Raw genomic sequence first — 19,706 nt, forward strand, 5'->3', positions numbered from 1 at the left:
TAGCTGCCACGCGCTCGCTAGAATGCAGGAATGTCACGCCGCCTCACACTCGTCCTCGGGGGTGCCCGCTCGGGCAAGAGCCACCACGCCGAACAGCTCGCGCTGCAATGCGCGGGGCCTGTCACGTACGTTGCCACCGCCGGCGAGGGCGACGAAGAGATGCAATTGCGTGTGGCCCTGCACCGCGCGCGCCGTCCCGCCAATTGGGGGCTCGTCGAAGAGCCCGTGCACCTGGCCGAAGCGCTCTACACGCACGCGCAGCACGGTGGCTGCGTGCTCGTCGATTGCATGACGCTGTGGCTCAACAACCTGCTGTTCTCAGAGCATCACGAATACCCCGAGACCGGCCTCGTCACGCCGCCCGAAGCCTGGACGACCGAGATTGACGCGCTCCTCACCGCCCTGCCGCTGCTGCCCGGCGAGGTCATCCTGGTCAGCAACGAAATCGGCCTGGGCGTGGTGCCGATGGGCGCCGTCACGCGGTTCTACGTGGACGAACTGGGCCGGCTGAACCAACGCCTCGCCGCACTGGCCGACAACGTGCACCTGCTGGTGGCCGGCATTCCGATGGTGGTGAAAGGGCCGGCACTCGGCACAGCAACGTGAGCGTACCGTCGGGCGGCGTGTTCGATCTCGGGTGGACGCTCGTGACGCTGGCCGCGCTGGCAGGCGTATTTCTCGATCGGCTGTTCGGCGAGGTGCCGCGCTGGCATCCGCTGGTCGGCTTCGGACGCATCGCGACTGCGATGGAGCGTCACATGAACCGCAGGCCGGCTGCGCTGGCCTGGTCGCGCATCGTCGGCCTTCTTGCATGGGCGGCGACCGTGTTGCCCTTCGTCCTGCTGGCAGGATGGCTCGTCGTCATCGCGCGCGATGTGTCGCCGTGGCTGGTGGTCGCGCTTGATGCAATCGCCCTCTATTTCGCCATTGGCGCACGCAGTCTGCATGAACACATCGCGCCGATCGCGCTTGCGTTGCGCGATGCGGATCTGTCCCGCGCACGCGCCCTCGCCTCACGCATCGTCTCGCGCGACCTCACGCAAGCCGCCGAGGAGCCCATTGCGCGCGCCGCGGTGGAATCGGCGTTGGAGAACGGCAGCGATGCGGTCTTCGCGCCGCTGTTCTGGCTGGTTGTGGCCGGCGCGCCCGGCGTGATGCTGTACCGGCTCGCCAACACGCTCGATGCAATGTGGGGCTACCGCAATGCGCGCTTTACCGGCTTTGGGTGGGCAGCCGCGCGCATCGACGACGTGCTCAACTGGATGCCCGCGCGACTCACGGCCGTCAGCTACGCGCTGCTGGGCAGCACCGCCGATGCGCTGCGCTGCTGGCGCACGCAAGCACCGCAATGGTCGAGTCCCAACGCCGGCCCGGTGATGGCGGCGGGCGCCGGAAGCCTGCGCGTTCAACTGGGTGGCGCGGCACGCTACGAAGGCATTGAAGAAGCACGTCCGTCCCTTGGCGCAGGCAAGCCGGCAACAGCCGCCGATATCGCGCGTGCGTTGACGCTCGTATCGCACACGTTGTGGCTGTGGCTCGGCGCGCTGGGCCTGATCGCAGCTCTAACGTGGGGCTTGTCATGAGCGGCATCGTGCATGGCGGCAATCTCGCTGCGGCACGCGCGCGGTACGGCGAACCCCCTGGCGACTGGCTTGACCTGTCCACAGGCATCAATCCGCACGGCTACCCCATTCCGCCGATCCCGCCCGACGCCTGGTTGCGCCTGCCCGAAGACGACGGCCTCGAAGCACTGGCCGCCGCGCACTACGGCGTGATCGATGCACGCGCCGTGCTGGCGGTTGCTGGTTCGCAGGCGGCGATCCGCACCCTTCCCACCCTGCTGCCGCCGGGGCGAGCTGGCATCGCGCAGATCGGCTACAGCGAATACGCGCCCGCCTTTGCGCGCGCCGGCCACGAGGTCGTGCCGCTGCCCGAATCCGCTTTCCTCGGCGACTTGCCGAGCGACTTGCAGCATCTGGTCGTCGTCAATCCGAACAACCCCACGGCACGCCTGCTGCCCGCGGAAACGCTGCGCGATTGGCACACGCGTCTGCATGCGCGCGGCGGGACGTTGATCATCGACGAGGCCTTTATCGAAGCGTTCGAGGATGGCCCCACGTTGGCACCGCTGGCAGGAATGCCAGGGCTCGTCGTGCTGCGGTCGATCGGCAAGTTTTACGGGCTGGCGGGCGCCCGCATCGGCTTCACGCTGGCAGCACCGGAACTGCTGACCGCGCTGCGCGAAGCGTTGGGACACTGGACCGTCAACGGCCCTGCGCGTGCCGTCGTGCGCGCGGCGCTGGCCGATACCGCTTGGCAAGCCGCCACGCGCGCGCAACTGCAGGAGGCCGGCGCGCGGCTCTCGGCGTTGCTTGATCGCCACGGGCTGCCGAATGCCGCCACACCGCTGTTTGCCTGGGCACCCGCTCCGCATGCACAGGCGCTGCACGCAGGCCTGGCGCGCCTCGGCATCTGGACGCGCCTGTTCGATGCGCCTGTCAGCGGCTTGCGCTTCGGCCTGCCCCCGGACGAGACCGGATGGCAACGCCTTGCCGATGCGCTAGCATCGCTGTCGCATTCCGCTTGACCTAGCCCCCCCAATGCCCGCTTGTCTCTCACGCCTTGCCCGTCGCCTCTGTGTGTACGGCCTGTCCGCCGTTGCGTTCGCAATGACTGCCGCACCGGCACTTGCCGCCATTTCCGTCACGGACGATACCGGCGCTGCCGTGACACTGCAGCGCCCGGCGCAACGCATCGTCAGCCTCGCGCCGCATGCGACTGAGTTGCTGTTCGCGGCGGGCGGCGGCGCACGCATCGTCGGCACCGTGGCTTACAGCGATTACCCGCCGCCCGCGCGCGACATTCCCCACGTGGGCGATAACCGCTCGCTCGATCTGGAACGCATCGCAGCGCTCAAGCCTGATCTGGTGGTGGTCTGGCGCCACGGCAACGCGCAGAAACAGATCGATCGCCTGCGCGCGCTCGGCATTCCGCTGTTCTTCTCCGAGCCGCATCGCATGAGCGATATTCCGCGCTCGATCGAAGCGCTCGGCACACTGCTCGACACCCGCGCGAGCGCGCATGACGCCGCGCAGCAATTTCGCCAACGCGCCGATGCGCTGCGCCAGCGCTACGCGAGCCGGCCGCCGGTTTCGGTGTTCTATCAGGTCTGGGAACAGCCGCTGATGACGCTCAACGGTCAGCACATCTTCTCTGACATGCTGGCGCTCTGCGGCGGTCGCAATGTGTTTGCCGGCGAGGCCTTGCTGGTGCCGACGGTGTCGCCCGAAGCCGTGATCGCGGCCAACCCCGAAGTGCTGCTGACCGCCAGCATGGGCGCCACCCCGGGCAACCGGCCGATGGATACGCTCGACGCGTGGAAGCGCTGGCCGCAATTGCTGGCGGTGCAGCGCGGCAACCTCTTCAGCATCAACGGCGACCTGATTAACCGCTTCGGACCGCGCCTGGTGGAAGCCGCAACGCTGTTGTGCGAAGACCTGGAGCAGGCCCGCACGCGGCGCCTCGGATCACAAACCACCAACGGGCTGGGTCGCTAAAGCGCGCGGCCGGTCAACGGTTCCAGAACAGCAGCACCGGCAGCGCGTCTGGCTGCACGCGAAAACCGCAGGCTGCGCCCCATTGCAACGGCCATTGCAGCGTCTCGGCCAAGGGGCGCTGCAACCAGTACGCCGCCAGCGCGCGCATGCAGCCGGCATGCGTCACCGCCCACACACAGGGCGCGGGCGTCGCGCTTGTTGCCTCAGCCCAGGTCGTCACGCGGGCTAGCAAATCCGCCGCCGATTCTCCGCCGTGCGGATTGCCGTGCATGAGATCGCGCGCCCAGCGGTCGATCTCGGCGCGTGGGATGTCATCCCACTGGCAGCCTTCCCAGGCACCAAAATCGAGTTCCACCAATTGCGCATCGATTTCGATGGCGGGCAGTTGAGCCGCATGCGCCATGGCTTCGGCCGTCAGGCGGCTGCGTTGCAGCGGACTAGCCAGCAGACGGTGCGGTGGGTGGGCGCTGAGTTTTTCAACGATGGCCGAAGGCTCCGGGTCCATAGGCGAGGCCAGCTCCAGATCGGTGCGGCCGTAGCAGAGACCTGCCGACATGGCCGGCCGCGCGTGGCGGATCAGGATGACATCCATGCCAGCAGTCCCCACAGGATCAGCGACTCGAACATCTGCTGCGCCATGCCCAGGCAATCGCCCGTGATGCCGCCGATGCGGCGCACGAAGTAGCGACCCAGCAACCAGCGCGCGACGATCAAGCCGACGACGATGAACGCCGCGCACATCGGCCCGAACCACAGCAGAGGCACGACACCGAACGCGCCGGCCCACAATGCGTCGCTCCATCGCATGCGTTGCGCGACCGGCTTGGCCTTACCTTCCGCCCGCACGTAGTCGTGTGTGAGCAGATAGCTCACCGCCGCGGCGCGACTTGCAGCATGCGCCGCCACCATTGCCGCGACGATGCCAATGCCATGCGGCGCCATCGCACTCAGCAATTGCCACTTGAGCAGCAGCGCCATGCACACGGCAATCGCCCCGAACGCGCCGATGCGCGAGTCGTGCATGATGCGCAACCGGTCTTCAGGCGTGTAGCCGCCGCCAAAGCCGTCTGCGCTATCGGCCAGACCGTCTTCGTGAAACGCGCCGGTCAGCAACAGCGTCGCCACCATCGACACGGCCACCGCCACACCTGGCGCGGGCACCGAGCGCGACACGAGCCAATACACCGCCGCTGCCACAGCGCCCACCAACCAGCCGACCAGCGGAAAGTAGCGCGCCGCGCGATTCAACCCCGCTTGCGAGAACCCGACCGACGCCGGCACGGGGATGCGGGTGAAATACCCCACCGCCGTCCACAGCGCCTGCCAATGTTCGCGCAGGGCATTCATGGCGATGCCCGCTCGCTCACGCCTGCGCTGGCGAAGGTCGCCATTTCGCGCAGGAACGCCACCGCCGACACGACCACCGGATACGCCAGCACCGCACCGCTGCCCTCGCCCAGCCGCAACGACAGCGACAGCAACGGCCGCGCATCGAGCACCTCCAGCAGCGCGCGATGGCCGCGTTCATCCGACACATGCCCGAATACGCAATATCGCAGCACGTCGGGCGCCACATGCGCCGCCACCAGCACGGCGGCCGTCGCGATAAACCCGTCGACGAGGATGACCATGCGCCGCTGCGCCGCTTCAAGCACCGCCCCCACCATCGCCGCGACCTCGAAGCCGCCGAAGCATGCGAGCACGTCAAGAGGCTCGCGTACGCCAGCATGTTTTGCCATTGCCGCTTCCAGCACGGCGCGCTTGTGGGCGAGGCCGTCGTCGTCGAGCCCGGTGCCGCGGCCAACGCATTGCGCGACCGGCAGATTGCACAACCGCGCCATCAGGCAGGCGGCGGACGCCGTGTTGGCGATGCCCATTTCGCCCAGCGCGATCACGTTGGTGCCGAGCGCCGCGTGGTGTGCCACACGTTGCGCGCCGAGTGCCATGGCGCGATCGCGTTCGTCGGCAGTCATGGCGGCTTGCTGAACACCCTCGGCGGCAAAGTTGCGTGTGCCGGGGCCGACGGGAGCGTCGATCAGGCCCGGCGTACCGGCCGTCCACAGCGGCGCGGCGACGCCTGCGTTCACCACTTCCAGCGCAAACCCATGCTGGCGGCAGAACACGTTGACGGCCGCTCCGCCCGCGATGAAGTTGAGCACCATCTGGGCCGTCACCGCTTGCGGATACGCGCTCACGCCCGCGTGGGCGATGCCGTGGTCTGCGGCAAACACCACTATGGCGGGGCGCGTCAGCTGCGGTGTGTCGGTGTTCTGGATCAGGCCGATCTGCACGGCCAGCGATTCAAGCCGGCCCAGCGCACCGAGCGGCTTGGTCTTGCTGTCCACGGCGGCCTGCAGGCGCGCGCGCAACGCATCGTCAAATGGCGGAATGTGCATCGCTTGTTTCATTACAGTTCGACTCCCGGCTGCGCCTGGATGCCCTGGAAAAACGCGTGCTTGACGAGCGTCATGTCGGTCACGGTATCTGCGGCGTCGATCAGCTCGGGCGGCGCGCCGCGCCCGGTGATCACCACATGCTGCGCGGAGGGGCGCGCGCGCAAGTCGGCCAGCACCGTCTGCACGTCAAGGTAGTGGTACTTGAGCGCGATGTTCAATTCGTCCAGCAGCACGAGGCCGATGGTCGGATCGCTCAGCAGCTCGCGCGCGCAGGCCCATGCGGCTTGTGCCTTTTCAATGTCGCGCGTGCGGTCCTGCGTCTCCCATGTATAGCCTTCGCCCATCACGTGAAAGCGGCATTGTTCAGGAAAGCGGCGCAGGAAACGTTCTTCGCCCGTCGGGATCGCGCCCTTGATGAACTGCACCACGCCGACCTGCATGTCGTGGCCCATGGCGCGGATCACCATGCCAAAGCCGGAGCTGGATTTGCCCTTGCCGTTGCCGGTGTTGACGAGCAGCACGCCGCGTACGTCGGTCGCGGCGGCAATCTTGGCGTCCACCACGGCCTTCTTGCGTTGCATGCGGGAGCGGTGGCGCTCGTTCACGCCATCGTTGTTGTCTTCAGTCGTCATCGGGGTCATCAGGAATCAGGGCCGTGTGGCGGCCGTCGGCCACCTCGGCAATGGGAGTGCGCAGCACGCGCGCGCAGTGCTCGGGGGTGAGCACATCCGCGGCGATACCGGAAGCGGTATGCCCTTCACCATCCATCAGCAGCGCATGCGTGGCGAAGCGGCGCGCAAGGTTCAAGTCGTGCACCGTCAGCACGACCAGCCAGCCGTGCTTGCGGCAGCCTTCGCGCAGCAGGCGCAGCACGGCAACCTGCTGATGCAAGTCGAGGTGCGCGACGGGCTCATCGAGCAACAGCACGCGCGCCTCCTGCGCCACCACGGCTGCCATCGCCACGCGCTGACGTTCGCCGCCGGAAAGCGTGCGCACATCGCGCTGGGCAAGAGGCTGCAACTGCAGTGCAGACATCGCTGCCTCCACGGCACGGGCATCGGTGTCGCCTTCCCACTCCCAGCGCGCCAGGTGCGGATGGCGACCGGTCATCACGGCGTCGTACACAGTGATCGGGAACGTGTCATGCAAGGTCTGCGGCAGGAACGCGCGGCGGCGTGCCATGGCCAGCGCAGGCCAATCGGCGAGCGGCACACCGTCGAGCGTAACACTGCCGCCATCCGGCGCGCGCAGCCCTGCCAGCACGGAAAGCCAGGTCGACTTGCCGGCGCCATTCGGCCCGACCACACACCAGAGTTGGCCGGCGGTGGCCCTCATCGACAATCGCTCGACCAGCACACGCCCATCGATCGCCACTCGCAGATCGCGCAGCGCCAGTTCGGGCGCTGCGTCCAATCGCGCGAATGCATCCGAAGCGGGACTTGGACGGCGCCACCAGCTCATCGCGCGCTCCGCATCAGCAAATAGAGAAACGTCGGCACGCCGAGCATGGTGGTGATCACGCCCACGGGCAGTTGCGTCGGGGCGATCAGCGTGCGGGCGATCAGGTCGGCCAGCATCAGCAGCCCGCCGCCGGCCATCGCTGTAGCCGGCAAGTGGATGCGCACGTCGCGCGTCCACGCCAGGCGCACCATGTGCGGCACCAGCAGGCCGACAAAGGCCACGGAACCCGCAATGGTCACCGCCACCGCGGTGCACAGCGAAGCCACCACGTAGATCAACGCACGCACACGCGCCACCGGCACGCCCAGCGCACGGGCGCGCGTTTCGCCGGTCAGCAGCACGTTCAGGTCACGCGCATGTGGCAACACGACGGCCACCGCCGCCACGAGCGCCAGCAACGCGCCCGCGTAACGATCGGCGCCACCGAGGTCGCCGACCATCCAGAAAATCATGCCGCGCAGCTTGTTCTCGGGCGCCACCGTCAAGATGAGCGTGATCAGGCCGACCCAGCCGGAGGCCATGACCACGCCACCGAGCAGCAGGCGCGCATTGGCCTCGCCGGGCTCGCCGCGCCACAGGTGCTGACGCGCCAGCGCAGCCACCAGCGCCATCGACAACAACGCCCCGGCGCCGGCACTCGTCTGCACCGCCCACCACGGCAGCGAAAACAACATCGCCGTGAGCGCCGCCACCGCCCCGCCACCGGAGACGCCCAGCACATACGGATCGGCCAGCGGATTGCGCAGCAGCATCTGCATGAGCGCCCCGGCAAAGGCCAACAGCCCGCCGGCAGCAAACGCAGCACCTGCACGCGGCAGGCGCAATTCGGTGACGATGCCTGCGGCCAGGCTATCGCCGCCGCTATTGCCAAAAAAGAGCGCCCGCCAGACCTCGGCGGGCGACAGCCTCACACTGCCGAGCATCAACGACGCCACCAGCACCACCACGCACGCGAGTGCCAGCAGCGACCACAGTCGCCAGGCAAAACCGCGTGCGGGCAGTGCAGGTGTTGTCATCGCTTCGGTTCGTGCTGTTGCCACGACAGCGTGAAGAACACCCCACGCGATGCCGTGTTGTACGGATAGATCAACTGGTAGTTCTTGTTCGTCACGTTTTCAACACGTGCCGACACTGCCCAGTCCGGCGTGATCTGGTAGCGGCCGACCAGGTTCAGCAAGCCATAGCCGCCGAGCGTCTTGGTCGAATCCTGGCGGTCACCCGCTGCATTCCACTCCACGCCCGCCGAGAACGGCCCGAACGTCTTGTACGCCGAGACGCTGCCGAAGTGCCGCGCACGGCGCGCCAGCAACTGGTTGGCCGACAAGTCCTGAGGGTTCTGCATGGTAAAGCTGGCCCGCAGGTCCACGCCATAGATCGACCCCCGATACGAGGTTTCCACGCCGTTCACCCGCGCGCGGTTCACGTTGGCGGCCAGGAAATTACCCGACACCGGATCGAACGCGCTCGTGATCAGGTTGCTGTAGTCGGTCTCGAACGCCGTCACGCGCACCAGGCCCATCGCGCTGCTGTACTCCCCGCCCGCTTCCACCGAGCGCGCCTTCTCGGGCTGCAGGGTCGGGCTGCCGAAGAACGGGTAGTAAAGCTCGTTGAAGCTCGGCGCGCGGAAGGCGTTGCTCACGCTGGCCACCGCCTTCCATTGCGGGTTGAATGCGAAGCCGTAGCCGGCGTAATAGCTGTTGGCGCCCCCGAAGTCCGAGTAGCGGTCGCGGCGCAGGTTCAACTGCAGCTGGTGCGGGCCGAACTTGCCTTCGTAACCGATGTAGCCGGAATCGACGTTGCGCGTGGGCACGTTGTACGCATCGCTGTCGACGGTGGTCTGCAGATGCTCCAGGCCCACCTTCAGCAACTGGTTGGGCATGAAGGCCCAGTCGTTCTGCCAGCTCGCCGTCTGATTGCGCGTGTTGAAGCGCGAGGGCACCTGCAGCACACCGTTCGTGAAGTTCAGGCTGCGGTCGTCGCCCTGCGACAGCGTCACACGCGTCTTCCAGTCCTGCGTCACCTTGCCGTCCACGTAAGCCGACATCGAACGCACCACGTTGTGGGCAACGTTGTTGTCCGTCCGCTTGCCGAAGGCGTTGTCGTAGCTGACATCGCCCCAGGTCTGGAAGTACGTCAGGCCCGCTTGCCAATCTGCGGAGAAACGATGCGACAACTGCGCCGACACGCTCTTGTTCGTGTACGGGTTGTCGTTCGGATTCGCCTTGGGCGCCTGCAACGGGTTCATGGTCGAGAAGCCGTTGGTCTTGAATTCCGACACCGACACCGCAAACGACGTATCGCCGTTCTCGCCCAGCGAGCCGCTGATGCCGGCCTGCGCGCGCTTGGTATTGCGGGCGCCGTATTCGATCTCGGCATTGGCGAGCGGGCCGTGGCCGCGACCGTTGCGCGTGAAGATCTGCACCACGCCGCCAATCGCATCGGAGCCGTACAGCGCAGACACATTGCCGCGCACCACCTCGATGTGATCAATCTGATCGGCCATCAATTGCCCGATCTGCGCGCCGCCCGAAGTGCCGGACGCCACACGCACCCCGTCAATCAGAACCAGCGTCTGATTGGAACTGGCGCCGCGCATGAACAGGCTGGCGTTGGTGCCAGGGCCGCCGTTCTGCGCGATTTCGATACCGGCCTCCCGGCGCAGCAGCGTTACCGCATCCGGCGCCTGCGAGCGCTCGATATCGGCGCGGCTGATGACCGTCGTGTGGGGCAGCGCGTCCGACAGGGGCTGCTCGCTGCGCGAGGCCGTCACCACCGTCGGGTTCAGCTCGCCGACGGGCGTGCTGGCGACCTGTGTAGTGCTTTGTGCCCAGGCCGGCGCAACAGCACCTGCCATGACCCCCGTGAGTGCGCCGGCAAGCGCGCGCATGGCCGTCCGGGGCATCCGGAGTGGCCGCTTTGTAGTCAAGCTCATGTTGAAAAGACAAGAAGCGTCAGCCGGACCCGTTCCCCCGCGGGTCGCTGGCAGCAGGATCTCGATGCGGTTCCCTCACATCGGCTTAGAACCGGCTCACGGTCCGTAGCGAGCCGCCCGAGGTTGGACCGAGAAACGCAGCCGTACATGGGTACGGCGAGTATCACAGGGCCAAGATCGGGCGGCGCAGCAGGACCGTGAATTGGTTCTCTGAGATCCACCGTCCTGGCCGGTATCCGGGCTGGCGAAGCGGCCTGTCCGCCTTCCCATTCCCGAAGGAACAGTGGCGTATGGACAGACCGCGCGGCACCCATCTTCTTGTTCGCGAGATGGCGGGTACACGCGGCGTTCGCTTACCGTTGCGGGGGCAGCGCAGGTTGGCGCATCGCTTGGGGCGCGCGCTCCCTGCTTCCCGTTTAACTGCAGTTGGTGCTGCGGGCACCAGGACGCCGCGAAGTTTAACGGAAAAGGCATGCAAAACCCGCCGCAGTCGCGGTAAAAACACACCCTGCGCCCGTTGCACCAAGTCCTTCGCCTCACGCCGGCGCCTCTTGCGCATCCGTATGGAGGACAGGCGCGACGCGCATGATCGGCTAAAATCCCCCCACTCGATTCTGATTGACACCCAATGCTGAACGAACTCGAACAACTTGCCGGCAAGATCACGCGCGTGCTGCGTCACGCCGATGCGCTCGCCGCCGAGAACCAGCGCCTGCGCGCCGAAGTCGAGCGGCTTCAGGCGGAAGCCGAGGCATCCAAGACCGAACGCGACGCGATGGTCGCCGATCGCAGCGTGCTCAATGCCAAGATCGAAGAGGCGCAACTGCGCATCCAATCGATTCTCGACAAGCTGCCCACGGCCACCGACGCCCGCCAGCTTGACCTCCTCGGCCAGGCCGCCGGCGCCGAAGAAACAACGGCCGCCCCCGCCCCGCACTCGGAGACCTAAGCATGAGCAGCAAGCAAATTGAAGTGAGCATCGCCGGGCAGCCCTACAAGTTCGCTGTCTCGGCCGATAACGAGGCCGCGCTGCGTGAAGCCGCAGCCATGGTCGACAACCAGATGACGCGCATCAAGAACGGCTCGAACACCAAGGGCATCGAGCGCGTCGCCGTGATGGCCGCCATCAGCATCGCATCGGATTTGCTGTCGATGCAACGCCAGGCCGCATCCGATTCTGCCCTGCCGATCGACACGATTCGCGCCAAGCTGGCCGACCTGAACGCCCGCACGGACGAGGCGCTGCGCCAGTACGGCGAAGTCATTTGATTCAGTACAAAACGTGTTTGTAACCGGATCGCATCCGGGCTTGGGTTCGGATGCGAACGGGTGTATAGTGTCACCCAATGGCTTCCGCCATCTCCCGCAAACCCTTATGGCATAAGGCGTTAGCGGCTACAGGGTAGAGAAAAACGGTTGCCTGCGATGAATCTCTCAGACGCATCGCCATGCGCTCGAAACACAGCGTGATGATGCGTCTGACAGTTTCCCTGCCTGGTTCGCCATGGCCATTAATTCCTTGAACCGATAAGCATTGCTTGGTGCGGGATATGCCGTGTGGGCGAGCGCGTCTTCCAGTGCATAGCGTGCGACGCAAGTCGTGGGCTCCCTGCGCCGGTGATGTACCCGAAATGCGGCTTCCGCTGCCACTCTGAACCTCACTTGGGTTCAGGATGCGGGTCTAGCGGCCAAGGTGGGGACCCAACAAAAGGCGGTAGTGCACATGTGCGCTACCGCCTTTTTCTTTGCCTATCGTGAATGCGCTCGCCGTTGGTGCGCGGCCAATGGCGAGGCGACGGCCGTGTTGCTATGCTGCGCACACCGCCACTTCCGCACGTCGCCCGTGCGTCTCACACGATGGCCACCCAATACTGGTTGATGAAGTCCGAGCCCGACGAGGCCAGCATCGACACGCTGCACGCTGAAGGCACCCTGCCCTGGACCGGCGTGCGCAATTATCAGGCGCGCAACTTCATGCGTGACCGCATGCGCATCGGCGACGGCGTGCTGTTCTACCACTCGTCCTGTCCGCAGCCCGGCATCGCGGGGCTGGCGGAAGTCTGCTCGACTAGCTATCCGGATCCCACGCAGTTTGACGCCAAAAGCCACTACCACGATCCCGCGTCGAAGCCGGAAGCGCCCCGCTGGATGCTGGTCGACGTGAAGTTCGTACGCAAGTGCGCGCTGATCGATCTGCCGACGCTGCGTGCGCACGAACCATTGGCCGACATGACGGTGCTGCAACGCGGCAACCGCCTTTCGATCACGCCCGTCACACCGGCGCAGTGGCGTTACATCACCACGAAATTGATGCGCGATCCGGAGTAAATGACGGTGCGCGGCGGGAAATTGTTACAAACGTGATGAACGATGCGCGTAGGAGCCAGTCAGACGCATCACATTGCTTTTTTGGGAGAACACAATGAAATCTGTCCTGGCCGCAACCATTTTGGGGACTGCAATGATGACGACTGCTTTCGCACAGGCCGCTCCTGAGACGAACCATTCGGGCGTGCTTTCGCTGGATGCCCAGGCGGTGGCCGAAGTGCCGACCGACACCGTCACGCTCACGCTGAGCGCCGAGCAGGAAGGGGCGGACCCGGGCGCCATCTCCACAACGCTGTCGCGCAAGGCCGATGAGGTGATCAACCAGGCCAAGCGGACGTCCGGCGTGCAAGCCGAAACGGGCGGCTTCAATATCTATCCGAACACCGATCGCAACGGCAAGATCAGCGTCTGGCGTGGCCGGGCCGAAGTACGCATCACGTCGAAGGACTTTGCGGCGGCGTCCAAGCTGGCCGGCCAGTTGGCCAACCAGATGCAGGTGCAGAACGTGAACTTCACGCTGTCGCGCGAGGCGCGCACGGCGGCGGAGGCCAAGCTCATCGATCAGGCTGTGAGTTCGTTCCGCGACAAGGCACTGGCGACCACCAAGCTGTTTGGCTACTCGAGCTACACGATCCGTGACGTGCACGTGAGCGAGGGCAGCAACAACCCGGGCCCGCGTCCGATGATGCGCATGGCAGCCGCTCCGGCATCGTTCGATTCGGCGCCGGTGCCCATCGAGGGCGGCAAGGCGCAGGTCACGGTGACGGTTTCCGGCGCCGTGCAGATGCTGAAGTAAGCCGCGAGCCGCTCCATGAAAAAAGCCACCGAAGTCCGGTGGCTTTTTCTTTGCGCGGTGACGATGTCAGGCGTGCGCCTGGTTTTTTGCACCGTTGCCTGCACGACGATAGGACCAGACCAGCATGGCGATGCCGATCAGGATCATTGGCAGCGACAGCCACTGCCCCATCGACAGGTTCGCCGCGAGCAAGCCGAGGAAGTTGTCCGGCTCACGCGCAAATTCCGCAGCGAAGCGGAACACGCCGTAGCCGAGCAGGAATGCGCCCGACACCGCACCCATCGGCCGCGGCTTGCGCGCATACAGCCACAGCAGGATGAAGAACAGCACGCCTTCGCCGAGGAACTGATAGATCTGCGAAGGGTGGCGCGGCAGCATGTGGTACTGGTCGAAAATGGCCTGCAGGCCGCTGGTGACGGCGTCCTGCGCATGCGAAAGCAACCACTCCCGGTCTTCGCCCTGCGCCTGCGGGAACATCATCGCCCACGGCAGGTTGGGCGACGACACGCGGCCCCACAGCTCGCCGTTGATGAAGTTGCCGAGGCGCCCCGCCGCGAGGCCGCACGGCACCATCGGCGCGATGAAATCGGTCACCTGCATCCACGAGCGGCCGCGCATGCGCGCATACAGCATCATCGCCACGACCACGCCCAGGAAGCCGCCGTGGAAGGCCATGCCGCCTTCCCAGACCTTGAAGATGTCGAGCGGGTGGGTGAAATACCAATCCGGCTTGTAGAACAGCACGTAGCCGAGGCGCCCGCCGAGAATCACGCCGAGCACGCCGTAGAAGAGCATGTCGTCGAGGTCGCGGCCGGTCCAGCCTTCGGCAGCGATGTGCGGCTGGCGGGTGCGCAGGCGGCCGAACCACAGGAACATGATGAACGCCGCCAGATACATCAGGCCGTACCAGCGGATGGCGAGCGGCCCCAGATGCAGGGCGACGGGATCGAATTGCGGATGGATGAGCATGAATCCTGTGGGTTTCAGGTTTGGTTGTCTTCTTGCAGCTTGGCGACGGCTTCCGCACTGGCCACGAACCACGGCAGCACCGGCGAAGCCGCATCGCGCCGCCACACCAGACCGGTCTCGATGAACGGGCTGGGCGCGGCGAGTTCGAGATAGACCACGCCGGTCCGCTGGAGGTTGCATAGCGATGCAGGCACCAGCGCGACGCCCATCTCGGCGGAAACGAGGCTGACGATGGTCTGCATCTGAATGGCTTCCTGGCCGATGCGCGTGGCGGCGCCGGGGTCTTCGGGCCGTCCGCCGTGCGCGGCATGATAGCCGGTAATGATGTCATACAGCGCAGGCGCGGACCGCCGCGGGAAGATGATCAGCGGTTCGGCCGCGGCGTCCGCCAGGGCAATCGGCTGGCCGGGCACCGCGCCCCATTGCGCCGCGCGCGACGCGGGTACCGCCAGCACGAGACGCTCGCGCACCAGCGGGCGGTATTCCAGCTCGCCCGGTACGGAGCCGGCGTGATGTGCAATCACGACGCCGGCATCCACATCGCCCGCCAGCAGCGCTTCGATTTGCACATCGCTCGTGGCCTCGCGCAGCAGAAGCTGCACATCGGGGCGCGCATCGCGAAAATGCCGCAGCAAGGCCGGTAGGATGCCGTAATCGGCGGTGCTGACGAAGGACAGCGACAGCGTGCCGACCTCCCCCCGCGCCAGCCGTTGCGCGAGCCCCGGCAGCGCGTTCGCCTCTGCCAGCACGCGTCGCACTTCGCCCAGCCAGCGCGCGCCGACGGCCGTCAGCGCCACGGAACGCTGCGTGCGGTGGAACAGCGTGACGCCCAGTTCGTCTTCCAATGCGCGAATCTGCTGCGACAGCGGCGGCTGCGTCATCGAAAGCCGCTCGGCGGCACGGCCGAAATGCAGTTCTTCGGCAACGGTCACGAAGTAGCGAAGCTGGCGCAGATCCATATCGGCAATTGATACTTTTTACGACTTAATAATCTCTCAATAATATATTTGACGCGCCATTTCTCCAAGCGCATGCTGGGCGCCAGCCAGTTGACTACAACGATAGTGCCGACCCACGGAGACCCCCATGCCAGACAACAAGCGTTCACAGCACATCACACAGGGCGTGGCGCGCTCCCCCAACCGCTCGATGTACTACGCGCTGGGCTACACGAAAGACGACTTCAACAATCCGATGATCGGCGTGGCCAACGGCCATTCGACCATCACGCCGTGCAACTCCGGCCTGCAGAAGCTGGCCGATGCCGCGGTGGCTGCCGTGAAAGACGCCCGCGCGAATCCGCAGATTTTCGGCACGCCCACCATTTCCGACGGCATGTCGATGGGCACGGAGGGCATGAAGTTCTCGCTGATCTCGCGCGAAGTGATTGCCGACTGCATCGAGACCTGCGTCAACGGCCAATGGATGGATGGCGTCGTCGTCATCGGCGGCTGCGACAAGAACATGCCCGGCGGCATGATCGCCCTGGCGCGCACGAATGTGCCGGGCATCTACGTGTACGGCGGGACCATCAAGCCGGGGCACTGGAAGGGCAAGGACCTGACCATCGTGTCGTCGTTCGAGGCCGTGGGCGAATTCACCGCCGGCCGCATGAGCGAGGAGGACTTCGAGGGCATCGAGAAAAACGCCTGCCCGTCGAGCGGTTCGTGCGGCGGCATGTACACGGCCAACACGATGAGTTCGTCGTTTGAAGCGCTGGGCATGTCGTTGCTGTATTCATCGACGATGGCCAATCCCGATCAGGAGAAGGTCGACAGCGCCGCCGAATCCGCCCGCGTGCTCGTCGAAGCCGTGCGCCGCGACCTGAAGCCGCGCGACATCATCACGCGCAAATCCATCGAAAACGCCGTGGCCGTCATCATGGCGACCGGCGGCTCGACCAACGCCGTGCTGCATTACCTGGCCATTGCCCACGCGGCCGAAGTGGAATGGACCATCGATGACTTCGAGCGGGTCCGCCAGCGCGTGCCCGTCATCTGCAACCTCAAGCCGTCGGGCCAGTATGTGGCGACCGACCTGCACGAGGCCGGCGGCATCCCGCAGGTGATGAAGCTGCTGCTCAACGCCGGCCTGCTGCATGGGGATTGCATCACCATCACGGGCAAGACGCTGGCGGAAGAACTCGCCAATGTGCCCGACCAGCCGCGCGCCGATCAGAACGTGATCCTGCCGATCGACAAGGCGCTCTACAAGGAAGGCCACCTCGCCATCCTGAAAGGCAATCTTGCCGAGGAAGGCGCCGTGGCGAAGATCACCGGCCTGAAGAACCCCGTCATTACCGGCCCGGCGCGCGTGTTCGACGACGAGCAAAGCGCCATGAGCGCAATCCTCGGCGACCAGATCAAGGCCGGCGACATCCTCGTACTGCGCTATCTGGGGCCGAAGGGCGGTCCGGGCATGCCCGAGATGCTGGCCCCGACGTCGGCCATCATCGGCAAGGGCCTGGGCGAGTCGGTCGGCTTTATCACCGACGGACGTTTCTCGGGCGGCACGTGGGGCATGGTGGTCGGCCACGTCGCACCAGAAGCGTACGTGGGCGGCACGATCGGCCTCGTGCAGGAAGGCGACTCGATCACCATCGACGCGCACCAGCGCCTGCTGCAGCTGAATGTGCCGGACGACGAGCTCGCGCGCCGCCGCGCCGCCTGGAAGCAACCCGCACCGCGCTACACGCGCGGCGTGCTGGCGAAGTTCGCGAAACTGGCAGCAACGGCCAGCAAGGGCGCGGTAACGGACTGAGTTGTTCGCGACACCCCACAAAAAAACCCGCCAGACGGCGGGTTTTTCTTTGTGCGATCAGCGATGCGGTGGCTTCTGCTGCGCGGCGAGCGCATCGTCCAGCGCGGCACCCAGCCAATCCATCAGACGGGCCTCCAGCGTGCGGGTCAATTCCGCTGCGAGCTGCTCACTCAGCAACGACAGGCGCGACTCCATGGCGGCACGGCACTGCGCTTCGATAAGCGCTGGCCATTCGGATTGGAAACGCCACATCACGTCGCCCATCACGCGGGCGGCGTCGGTGCCGGCGGGTGGCATGGCCGAAGTCGGCGCAAGGCCCTGCTCGCGCAGGGCGGGCGGCACATCTGCGCCGGGAGCCGCAACGGGCGCGGGCGGCGTCGCGGCGGGCGCTGCCGTGGGCGCGGCATCCTCCAGCTCGACAATCTCCGTCAGAACTGGAATGTTGTTGTCCGCCTGGGACCCGGGATAGCGTCCGTCGGTCATGCGCGCCCCACGTCGTGGTGTTGGATCGGGTAACCGCGATCGCGGTAGAAACGGAAGCGATCGCGCGCAGCGGCGCGATCGGCATCGTCATCGCCCACGATCTCGATCAGCCGCTCGAAGCGCGCGAACAGCGGCGGCGGATCGAACGACAGGTTGACGAGGATGTCGTGATGCGGTGCGTCGTCCAGCGGCTCAGTTGCATCGGCCAGCAGGATGGGCGTCTGCGCGGCCAGCGGATGCCGCAGGCCGCAATGCGGCAGGAAATCGAGCTGGCTGAACGTCCACAACTGCGTGTCGAACGCTTGCAGCGCAGCCTGATCCCCGACCACGATCACCTTCTGGCCTGCGCCGTAGGCCTTGCGCACGAGCCGGCAGGCATACGCCAGCTTGCCGGGCACATTGCTGTGGAAATCGACGCGGGTCATACGGTGCAGTGCCTCCGGCTCGTCAACCGCGGTCCATCAGGAAGCGCGTCAGCAGCGGTACCGGGCGGCCCGTGGCGCCCTTGGCCGCGCCGCTCTTCCACGCCGTGCCAGCGATGTCGAGATGAGCCCAGTCGTACTTTTCAGTAAAGCGCGCCAGGAAGCAGGCGGCCGTCACGCTGCCGGCCGGGCGGCCGCCGATGTTGCCCATGTCGGCAAAATTGGACTTGAGCTGTTCCTGGTATTCCTCGTCCAGCGGCATGCGCCACGCGGTGTCGAGCGACTGCTTGCCCGCCGCCACCAGGGCATCGGCCAGCGCATCGCTGCGGGCGTACATGCCGGTGTTGATGTGGCCTAGCGCGATGATGCAGGCGCCCGTGAGCGTTGCCACGTCGATCACCACCGCCGGCTTGAAGCGCTCCACGTAGGTGAGCGCATCGCACAGAATCAGGCGGCCTTCGGCATCGGTATTCAGGATCTCGATGGTTTGGCCCGACATGCTGGTCACCACATCGCCCGGCTTGGTGGCGACGCCGCTGGGCATGTTCTCGCAGGTCGGCACCACGGCGATGACGTTCTGCTTGAGGCCCATTTCGGCCACAGCACGCAGCGTGCCGAGCACGGAGGCAGCGCCGCACATGTCGTACTTCATCTCGTCCATGCCCTCACCCGGCTTGAGCGAGATGCCGCCCGTATCAAACGTGATGCCCTTGCCGACCAGCACCACCGGCGCCTGCTTGGCCGGGCCACCGTCGTAGCGCAGCACGATGAATGCCGGCGGCTCCACGCTGCCCTTCGTCACGGCCAGGAAAGCCCCCATCTTCAGGGCCTCGATCTGCTTGCGGCCGAGCACTTCCACCTTGAGCTTGAAATCCTTGGCGATCTGGCGTGCGGTATTGGCCAGGTACGTCGGCGTGCAGATGTTGGACGGCAGGTTGCCCAGGTCACGCGTGAGGTCCATGCCGTTGGCGATGGCGGTGCCGCGCGCTGCGGCCACGCTGGCGGCCTTGGCATCGGCAGTCGGCACGGCCAGCACCAGCTTGCGCAGACTGGTGCCGTTCTTGTCGCGCTTGCTCTTGAGTTCCGGATGGCGCTCGATGAAGCGGTAGCTGGCTTCGCGGATGAGCGTGACGGCGGTCAGCACGGCCCAGACGGTGTCCTTGTCGCGCGCGGTGTGTTCGGTGAGCGTCCACGTCACGCTGGCGGCCTTGGTGCTGGCCAGCGCGCGCAGCGCTGTGCGCACGGCTTCGGCGTAGGCGCGGTCGGTGAAGTCGGCTTCCTTGCCCAGACCGACCAGCAGCACGCGCGCGGCGCCCACGCCGGCCACTTCGTGCAGCAGCAGCGACGTACCGCGCTTGCCCTCAAAGTCGCCCAGCTTGACGAGACGGGCAACCAGGCCCTTGGTGGCCACGTCCAGCGCCTTTGCGGCGCCGGCCAGGGTCTGCGACTCGAACAGACCGATCACGAGGCAATCGCTCTTGGCGGCCAGGGCGCCGGCTTTGGCCCAGTCCAGGGCTTTTGTGCTAAATTCCATCGCGCTTCTCTCTATGAGGCGAGTCAACGAAAGCCCACATTATCCGCCATTTTGCGCGGGGGCTCCGA

General features: G+C 66.1%; 21 protein-coding genes, 1 other RNA gene and 1 riboswitch. Of the genes, 10 read left to right on the top strand and 12 right to left on the bottom strand.

Features of this window, described 5'->3' with window-relative positions; translation table 11 throughout:
* Positions 1–30 precede the first annotated feature (30 nt).
* Genes cobU through R2669_RS08715 form a run of 4 tightly spaced genes read left to right on the top strand, consistent with a single transcriptional unit; the run spans position 31 to position 3,557 of the window.
* Complete coding sequence (cobU, locus tag R2669_RS08700; protein ID WP_316889761.1) at positions 31–606, top strand: bifunctional adenosylcobinamide kinase/adenosylcobinamide-phosphate guanylyltransferase; 576 nt, start codon at positions 31–33, stop codon at positions 604–606.
* Positions 603–1,583 carry an adenosylcobinamide-phosphate synthase CbiB gene (cbiB, locus tag R2669_RS08705; protein WP_316899672.1) on the top strand — a complete coding sequence of 327 codons (981 nt, stop codon included), beginning with the start codon at positions 603–605 and terminating at the stop codon, positions 1,581–1,583. The genes cobU and cbiB overlap by 4 nt, the downstream gene beginning before the upstream one ends.
* Positions 1,580–2,587, top strand: a complete 1,008-nt coding sequence (gene cobD / locus R2669_RS08710; RefSeq protein WP_316899674.1) for a threonine-phosphate decarboxylase CobD — start codon at positions 1,580–1,582, stop codon at positions 2,585–2,587. The genes cbiB and cobD overlap by 4 nt, the downstream gene beginning before the upstream one ends.
* 13 nt (positions 2,588–2,600) lie before the next feature.
* The gene (locus tag R2669_RS08715) at positions 2,601–3,557 is read left to right on the top strand and encodes a cobalamin-binding protein (protein WP_316899675.1); all 957 of its coding nucleotides are present in this window, start codon (positions 2,601–2,603) and stop codon (positions 3,555–3,557) included.
* Positions 3,558–3,570: 13 nt separating this feature from the next.
* Here R2669_RS08715 and cobC read toward each other — a convergent pair whose 3' ends face one another.
* From cobC to R2669_RS08750, 7 genes are read right to left on the bottom strand one after another with little or no spacing between them, the layout of a single operon-like run.
* Positions 3,571–4,149: an alpha-ribazole phosphatase gene (gene cobC / locus R2669_RS08720; protein ID WP_316899677.1), complete on the bottom strand. Its 579-nt coding sequence runs from the start codon at positions 4,147–4,149 to the stop codon at positions 3,571–3,573.
* The gene (locus tag R2669_RS08725) at positions 4,134–4,904 is read right to left on the bottom strand and encodes an adenosylcobinamide-GDP ribazoletransferase (RefSeq protein WP_316899679.1); all 771 of its coding nucleotides are present in this window, start codon (positions 4,902–4,904) and stop codon (positions 4,134–4,136) included. Before R2669_RS08725 ends, cobC begins: the two co-directional genes overlap by 16 nt.
* Entirely contained in the window at positions 4,901–5,965 is a 1,065-nt protein-coding gene (gene cobT / locus R2669_RS08730) for a nicotinate-nucleotide--dimethylbenzimidazole phosphoribosyltransferase (protein ID WP_316899682.1), read from the bottom strand. Before cobT ends, R2669_RS08725 begins: the two co-directional genes overlap by 4 nt.
* A complete protein-coding gene (gene cobO, locus R2669_RS08735; protein ID WP_316899684.1) occupies positions 5,965–6,585 on the bottom strand; it encodes a cob(I)yrinic acid a,c-diamide adenosyltransferase in 621 nt (206 codons plus the stop codon). Before cobO ends, cobT begins: the two co-directional genes overlap by 1 nt.
* Complete coding sequence (locus tag R2669_RS08740) at positions 6,575–7,414, bottom strand: ABC transporter ATP-binding protein (RefSeq protein ID WP_316899686.1); 840 nt, start codon at positions 7,412–7,414, stop codon at positions 6,575–6,577. The genes cobO and R2669_RS08740 overlap by 11 nt, the downstream gene beginning before the upstream one ends.
* Positions 7,411–8,430, bottom strand: coding sequence for a FecCD family ABC transporter permease (locus tag R2669_RS08745; RefSeq protein ID WP_316889770.1), 1,020 nt, complete (start codon positions 8,428–8,430; stop codon positions 7,411–7,413). The genes R2669_RS08740 and R2669_RS08745 overlap by 4 nt, the downstream gene beginning before the upstream one ends.
* A complete protein-coding gene (locus R2669_RS08750; protein WP_316899688.1) occupies positions 8,427–10,316 on the bottom strand; it encodes a TonB-dependent receptor plug domain-containing protein in 1,890 nt (629 codons plus the stop codon). Before R2669_RS08750 ends, R2669_RS08745 begins: the two co-directional genes overlap by 4 nt.
* A gap of 240 nt (positions 10,317–10,556) precedes the next feature.
* Positions 10,557–10,807: riboswitch (cobalamin riboswitch) on the bottom strand.
* Positions 10,808–10,974: 167 nt separating this feature from the next.
* On the opposite strand from R2669_RS08750, the gene R2669_RS08755 reads away from it, so the two are divergent.
* From R2669_RS08755 to R2669_RS08775, 5 genes are all read left to right on the top strand, one after another.
* Positions 10,975–11,295 (top strand): hypothetical protein, encoded by a 321-nt coding sequence (locus tag R2669_RS08755; RefSeq protein ID WP_147216175.1) that lies wholly within the window; start codon positions 10,975–10,977, stop codon positions 11,293–11,295.
* Between the two features lie 2 nt (positions 11,296–11,297).
* Complete coding sequence (locus R2669_RS08760) at positions 11,298–11,615, top strand: cell division protein ZapA (RefSeq protein WP_147216177.1); 318 nt, start codon at positions 11,298–11,300, stop codon at positions 11,613–11,615.
* Between the two features lie 215 nt (positions 11,616–11,830).
* Positions 11,831–12,050, top strand: a non-coding RNA gene (gene ssrS / locus R2669_RS08765) — 6S RNA.
* A gap of 153 nt (positions 12,051–12,203) precedes the next feature.
* Positions 12,204–12,674 (top strand): EVE domain-containing protein, encoded by a 471-nt coding sequence (locus R2669_RS08770; protein WP_027680774.1) that lies wholly within the window; start codon positions 12,204–12,206, stop codon positions 12,672–12,674.
* 94 nt (positions 12,675–12,768) lie between these two features.
* Positions 12,769–13,470, top strand: coding sequence for an SIMPL domain-containing protein (locus tag R2669_RS08775; RefSeq protein ID WP_206274977.1), 702 nt, complete (start codon positions 12,769–12,771; stop codon positions 13,468–13,470).
* Between the two features lie 66 nt (positions 13,471–13,536).
* Here the strand turns inward: R2669_RS08775 and lgt are convergent, their stop codons facing one another.
* Together lgt and R2669_RS08785 are read right to left on the bottom strand one after the other, a co-directional pair.
* Positions 13,537–14,439, bottom strand: coding sequence for a prolipoprotein diacylglyceryl transferase (lgt, locus tag R2669_RS08780; protein WP_316899690.1), 903 nt, complete (start codon positions 14,437–14,439; stop codon positions 13,537–13,539).
* Positions 14,440–14,453: 14 nt separating this feature from the next.
* Positions 14,454–15,398 (bottom strand): LysR family transcriptional regulator, encoded by a 945-nt coding sequence (locus tag R2669_RS08785; RefSeq protein WP_316899692.1) that lies wholly within the window; start codon positions 15,396–15,398, stop codon positions 14,454–14,456.
* 127 nt (positions 15,399–15,525) lie between these two features.
* Here R2669_RS08785 and ilvD point away from each other — a divergent pair, with 127 nt between their 5' ends.
* The gene (gene ilvD / locus R2669_RS08790; RefSeq protein WP_316889776.1) at positions 15,526–17,199 is read left to right on the top strand and encodes a dihydroxy-acid dehydratase; all 1,674 of its coding nucleotides are present in this window, start codon (positions 15,526–15,528) and stop codon (positions 17,197–17,199) included.
* 57 nt (positions 17,200–17,256) lie between these two features.
* Here the strand turns inward: ilvD and R2669_RS08795 are convergent, their stop codons facing one another.
* The 3 genes from R2669_RS08795 to R2669_RS08805 are packed head-to-tail and all read right to left on the bottom strand — an operon-like array spanning position 17,257 to position 19,638.
* Positions 17,257–17,682 carry a DUF2486 family protein gene (locus R2669_RS08795; protein WP_316899695.1) on the bottom strand — a complete coding sequence of 142 codons (426 nt, stop codon included), beginning with the start codon at positions 17,680–17,682 and terminating at the stop codon, positions 17,257–17,259.
* Positions 17,679–18,107: a DNA polymerase III subunit chi gene (locus R2669_RS08800; RefSeq protein WP_316872991.1), complete on the bottom strand. Its 429-nt coding sequence runs from the start codon at positions 18,105–18,107 to the stop codon at positions 17,679–17,681. Before R2669_RS08800 ends, R2669_RS08795 begins: the two co-directional genes overlap by 4 nt.
* A 22-nt stretch (positions 18,108–18,129) precedes the next feature.
* Positions 18,130–19,638 carry a leucyl aminopeptidase gene (locus R2669_RS08805; protein ID WP_316899697.1) on the bottom strand — a complete coding sequence of 503 codons (1,509 nt, stop codon included), beginning with the start codon at positions 19,636–19,638 and terminating at the stop codon, positions 18,130–18,132.
* Positions 19,639–19,706: the final 68 nt, after the last annotated feature.

It is taken from the genome of Ralstonia edaphi (assembly GCF_958350185.1).
Lineage (GTDB): Bacteria > Pseudomonadota > Gammaproteobacteria > Burkholderiales > Burkholderiaceae > Ralstonia > Ralstonia edaphi.

Coding starts and splice junctions, on each gene's coding strand:
- R2669_RS08805 (WP_316899697.1), bottom strand. CDS start 19,638: ATGGAATTTAGCACAAAAGCCCTGGACTGGGCCAAAGCCGGCGCCCTG.
- cobD (WP_316899674.1), top strand. CDS start 1,580: ATGAGCGGCATCGTGCATGGCGGCAATCTCGCTGCGGCACGCGCGCGG.
- cobT (WP_316899682.1), bottom strand. CDS start 5,965: ATGAAACAAGCGATGCACATTCCGCCATTTGACGATGCGTTGCGCGCG.
- R2669_RS08715 (WP_316899675.1), top strand. CDS start 2,601: ATGCCCGCTTGTCTCTCACGCCTTGCCCGTCGCCTCTGTGTGTACGGC.
- R2669_RS08795 (WP_316899695.1), bottom strand. CDS start 17,682: ATGACCGACGGACGCTATCCCGGGTCCCAGGCGGACAACAACATTCCA.
- R2669_RS08775 (WP_206274977.1), top strand. CDS start 12,769: ATGAAATCTGTCCTGGCCGCAACCATTTTGGGGACTGCAATGATGACG.
- R2669_RS08745 (WP_316889770.1), bottom strand. CDS start 8,430: ATGACAACACCTGCACTGCCCGCACGCGGTTTTGCCTGGCGACTGTGG.
- R2669_RS08800 (WP_316872991.1), bottom strand. CDS start 18,107: ATGACCCGCGTCGATTTCCACAGCAATGTGCCCGGCAAGCTGGCGTAT.
- cobU (WP_316889761.1), top strand. CDS start 31: ATGTCACGCCGCCTCACACTCGTCCTCGGGGGTGCCCGCTCGGGCAAG.
- R2669_RS08725 (WP_316899679.1), bottom strand. CDS start 4,904: ATGAATGCCCTGCGCGAACATTGGCAGGCGCTGTGGACGGCGGTGGGG.
- lgt (WP_316899690.1), bottom strand. CDS start 14,439: ATGCTCATCCATCCGCAATTCGATCCCGTCGCCCTGCATCTGGGGCCG.
- ilvD (WP_316889776.1), top strand. CDS start 15,526: ATGCCAGACAACAAGCGTTCACAGCACATCACACAGGGCGTGGCGCGC.
- R2669_RS08770 (WP_027680774.1), top strand. CDS start 12,204: ATGGCCACCCAATACTGGTTGATGAAGTCCGAGCCCGACGAGGCCAGC.
- R2669_RS08740 (WP_316899686.1), bottom strand. CDS start 7,414: ATGAGCTGGTGGCGCCGTCCAAGTCCCGCTTCGGATGCATTCGCGCGA.
- cobC (WP_316899677.1), bottom strand. CDS start 4,149: ATGGATGTCATCCTGATCCGCCACGCGCGGCCGGCCATGTCGGCAGGT.
- cobO (WP_316899684.1), bottom strand. CDS start 6,585: ATGACGACTGAAGACAACAACGATGGCGTGAACGAGCGCCACCGCTCC.
- R2669_RS08750 (WP_316899688.1), bottom strand. CDS start 10,316: ATGCCCCGGACGGCCATGCGCGCGCTTGCCGGCGCACTCACGGGGGTC.
- R2669_RS08785 (WP_316899692.1), bottom strand. CDS start 15,398: ATGGATCTGCGCCAGCTTCGCTACTTCGTGACCGTTGCCGAAGAACTG.
- R2669_RS08760 (WP_147216177.1), top strand. CDS start 11,298: ATGAGCAGCAAGCAAATTGAAGTGAGCATCGCCGGGCAGCCCTACAAG.
- R2669_RS08755 (WP_147216175.1), top strand. CDS start 10,975: ATGCTGAACGAACTCGAACAACTTGCCGGCAAGATCACGCGCGTGCTG.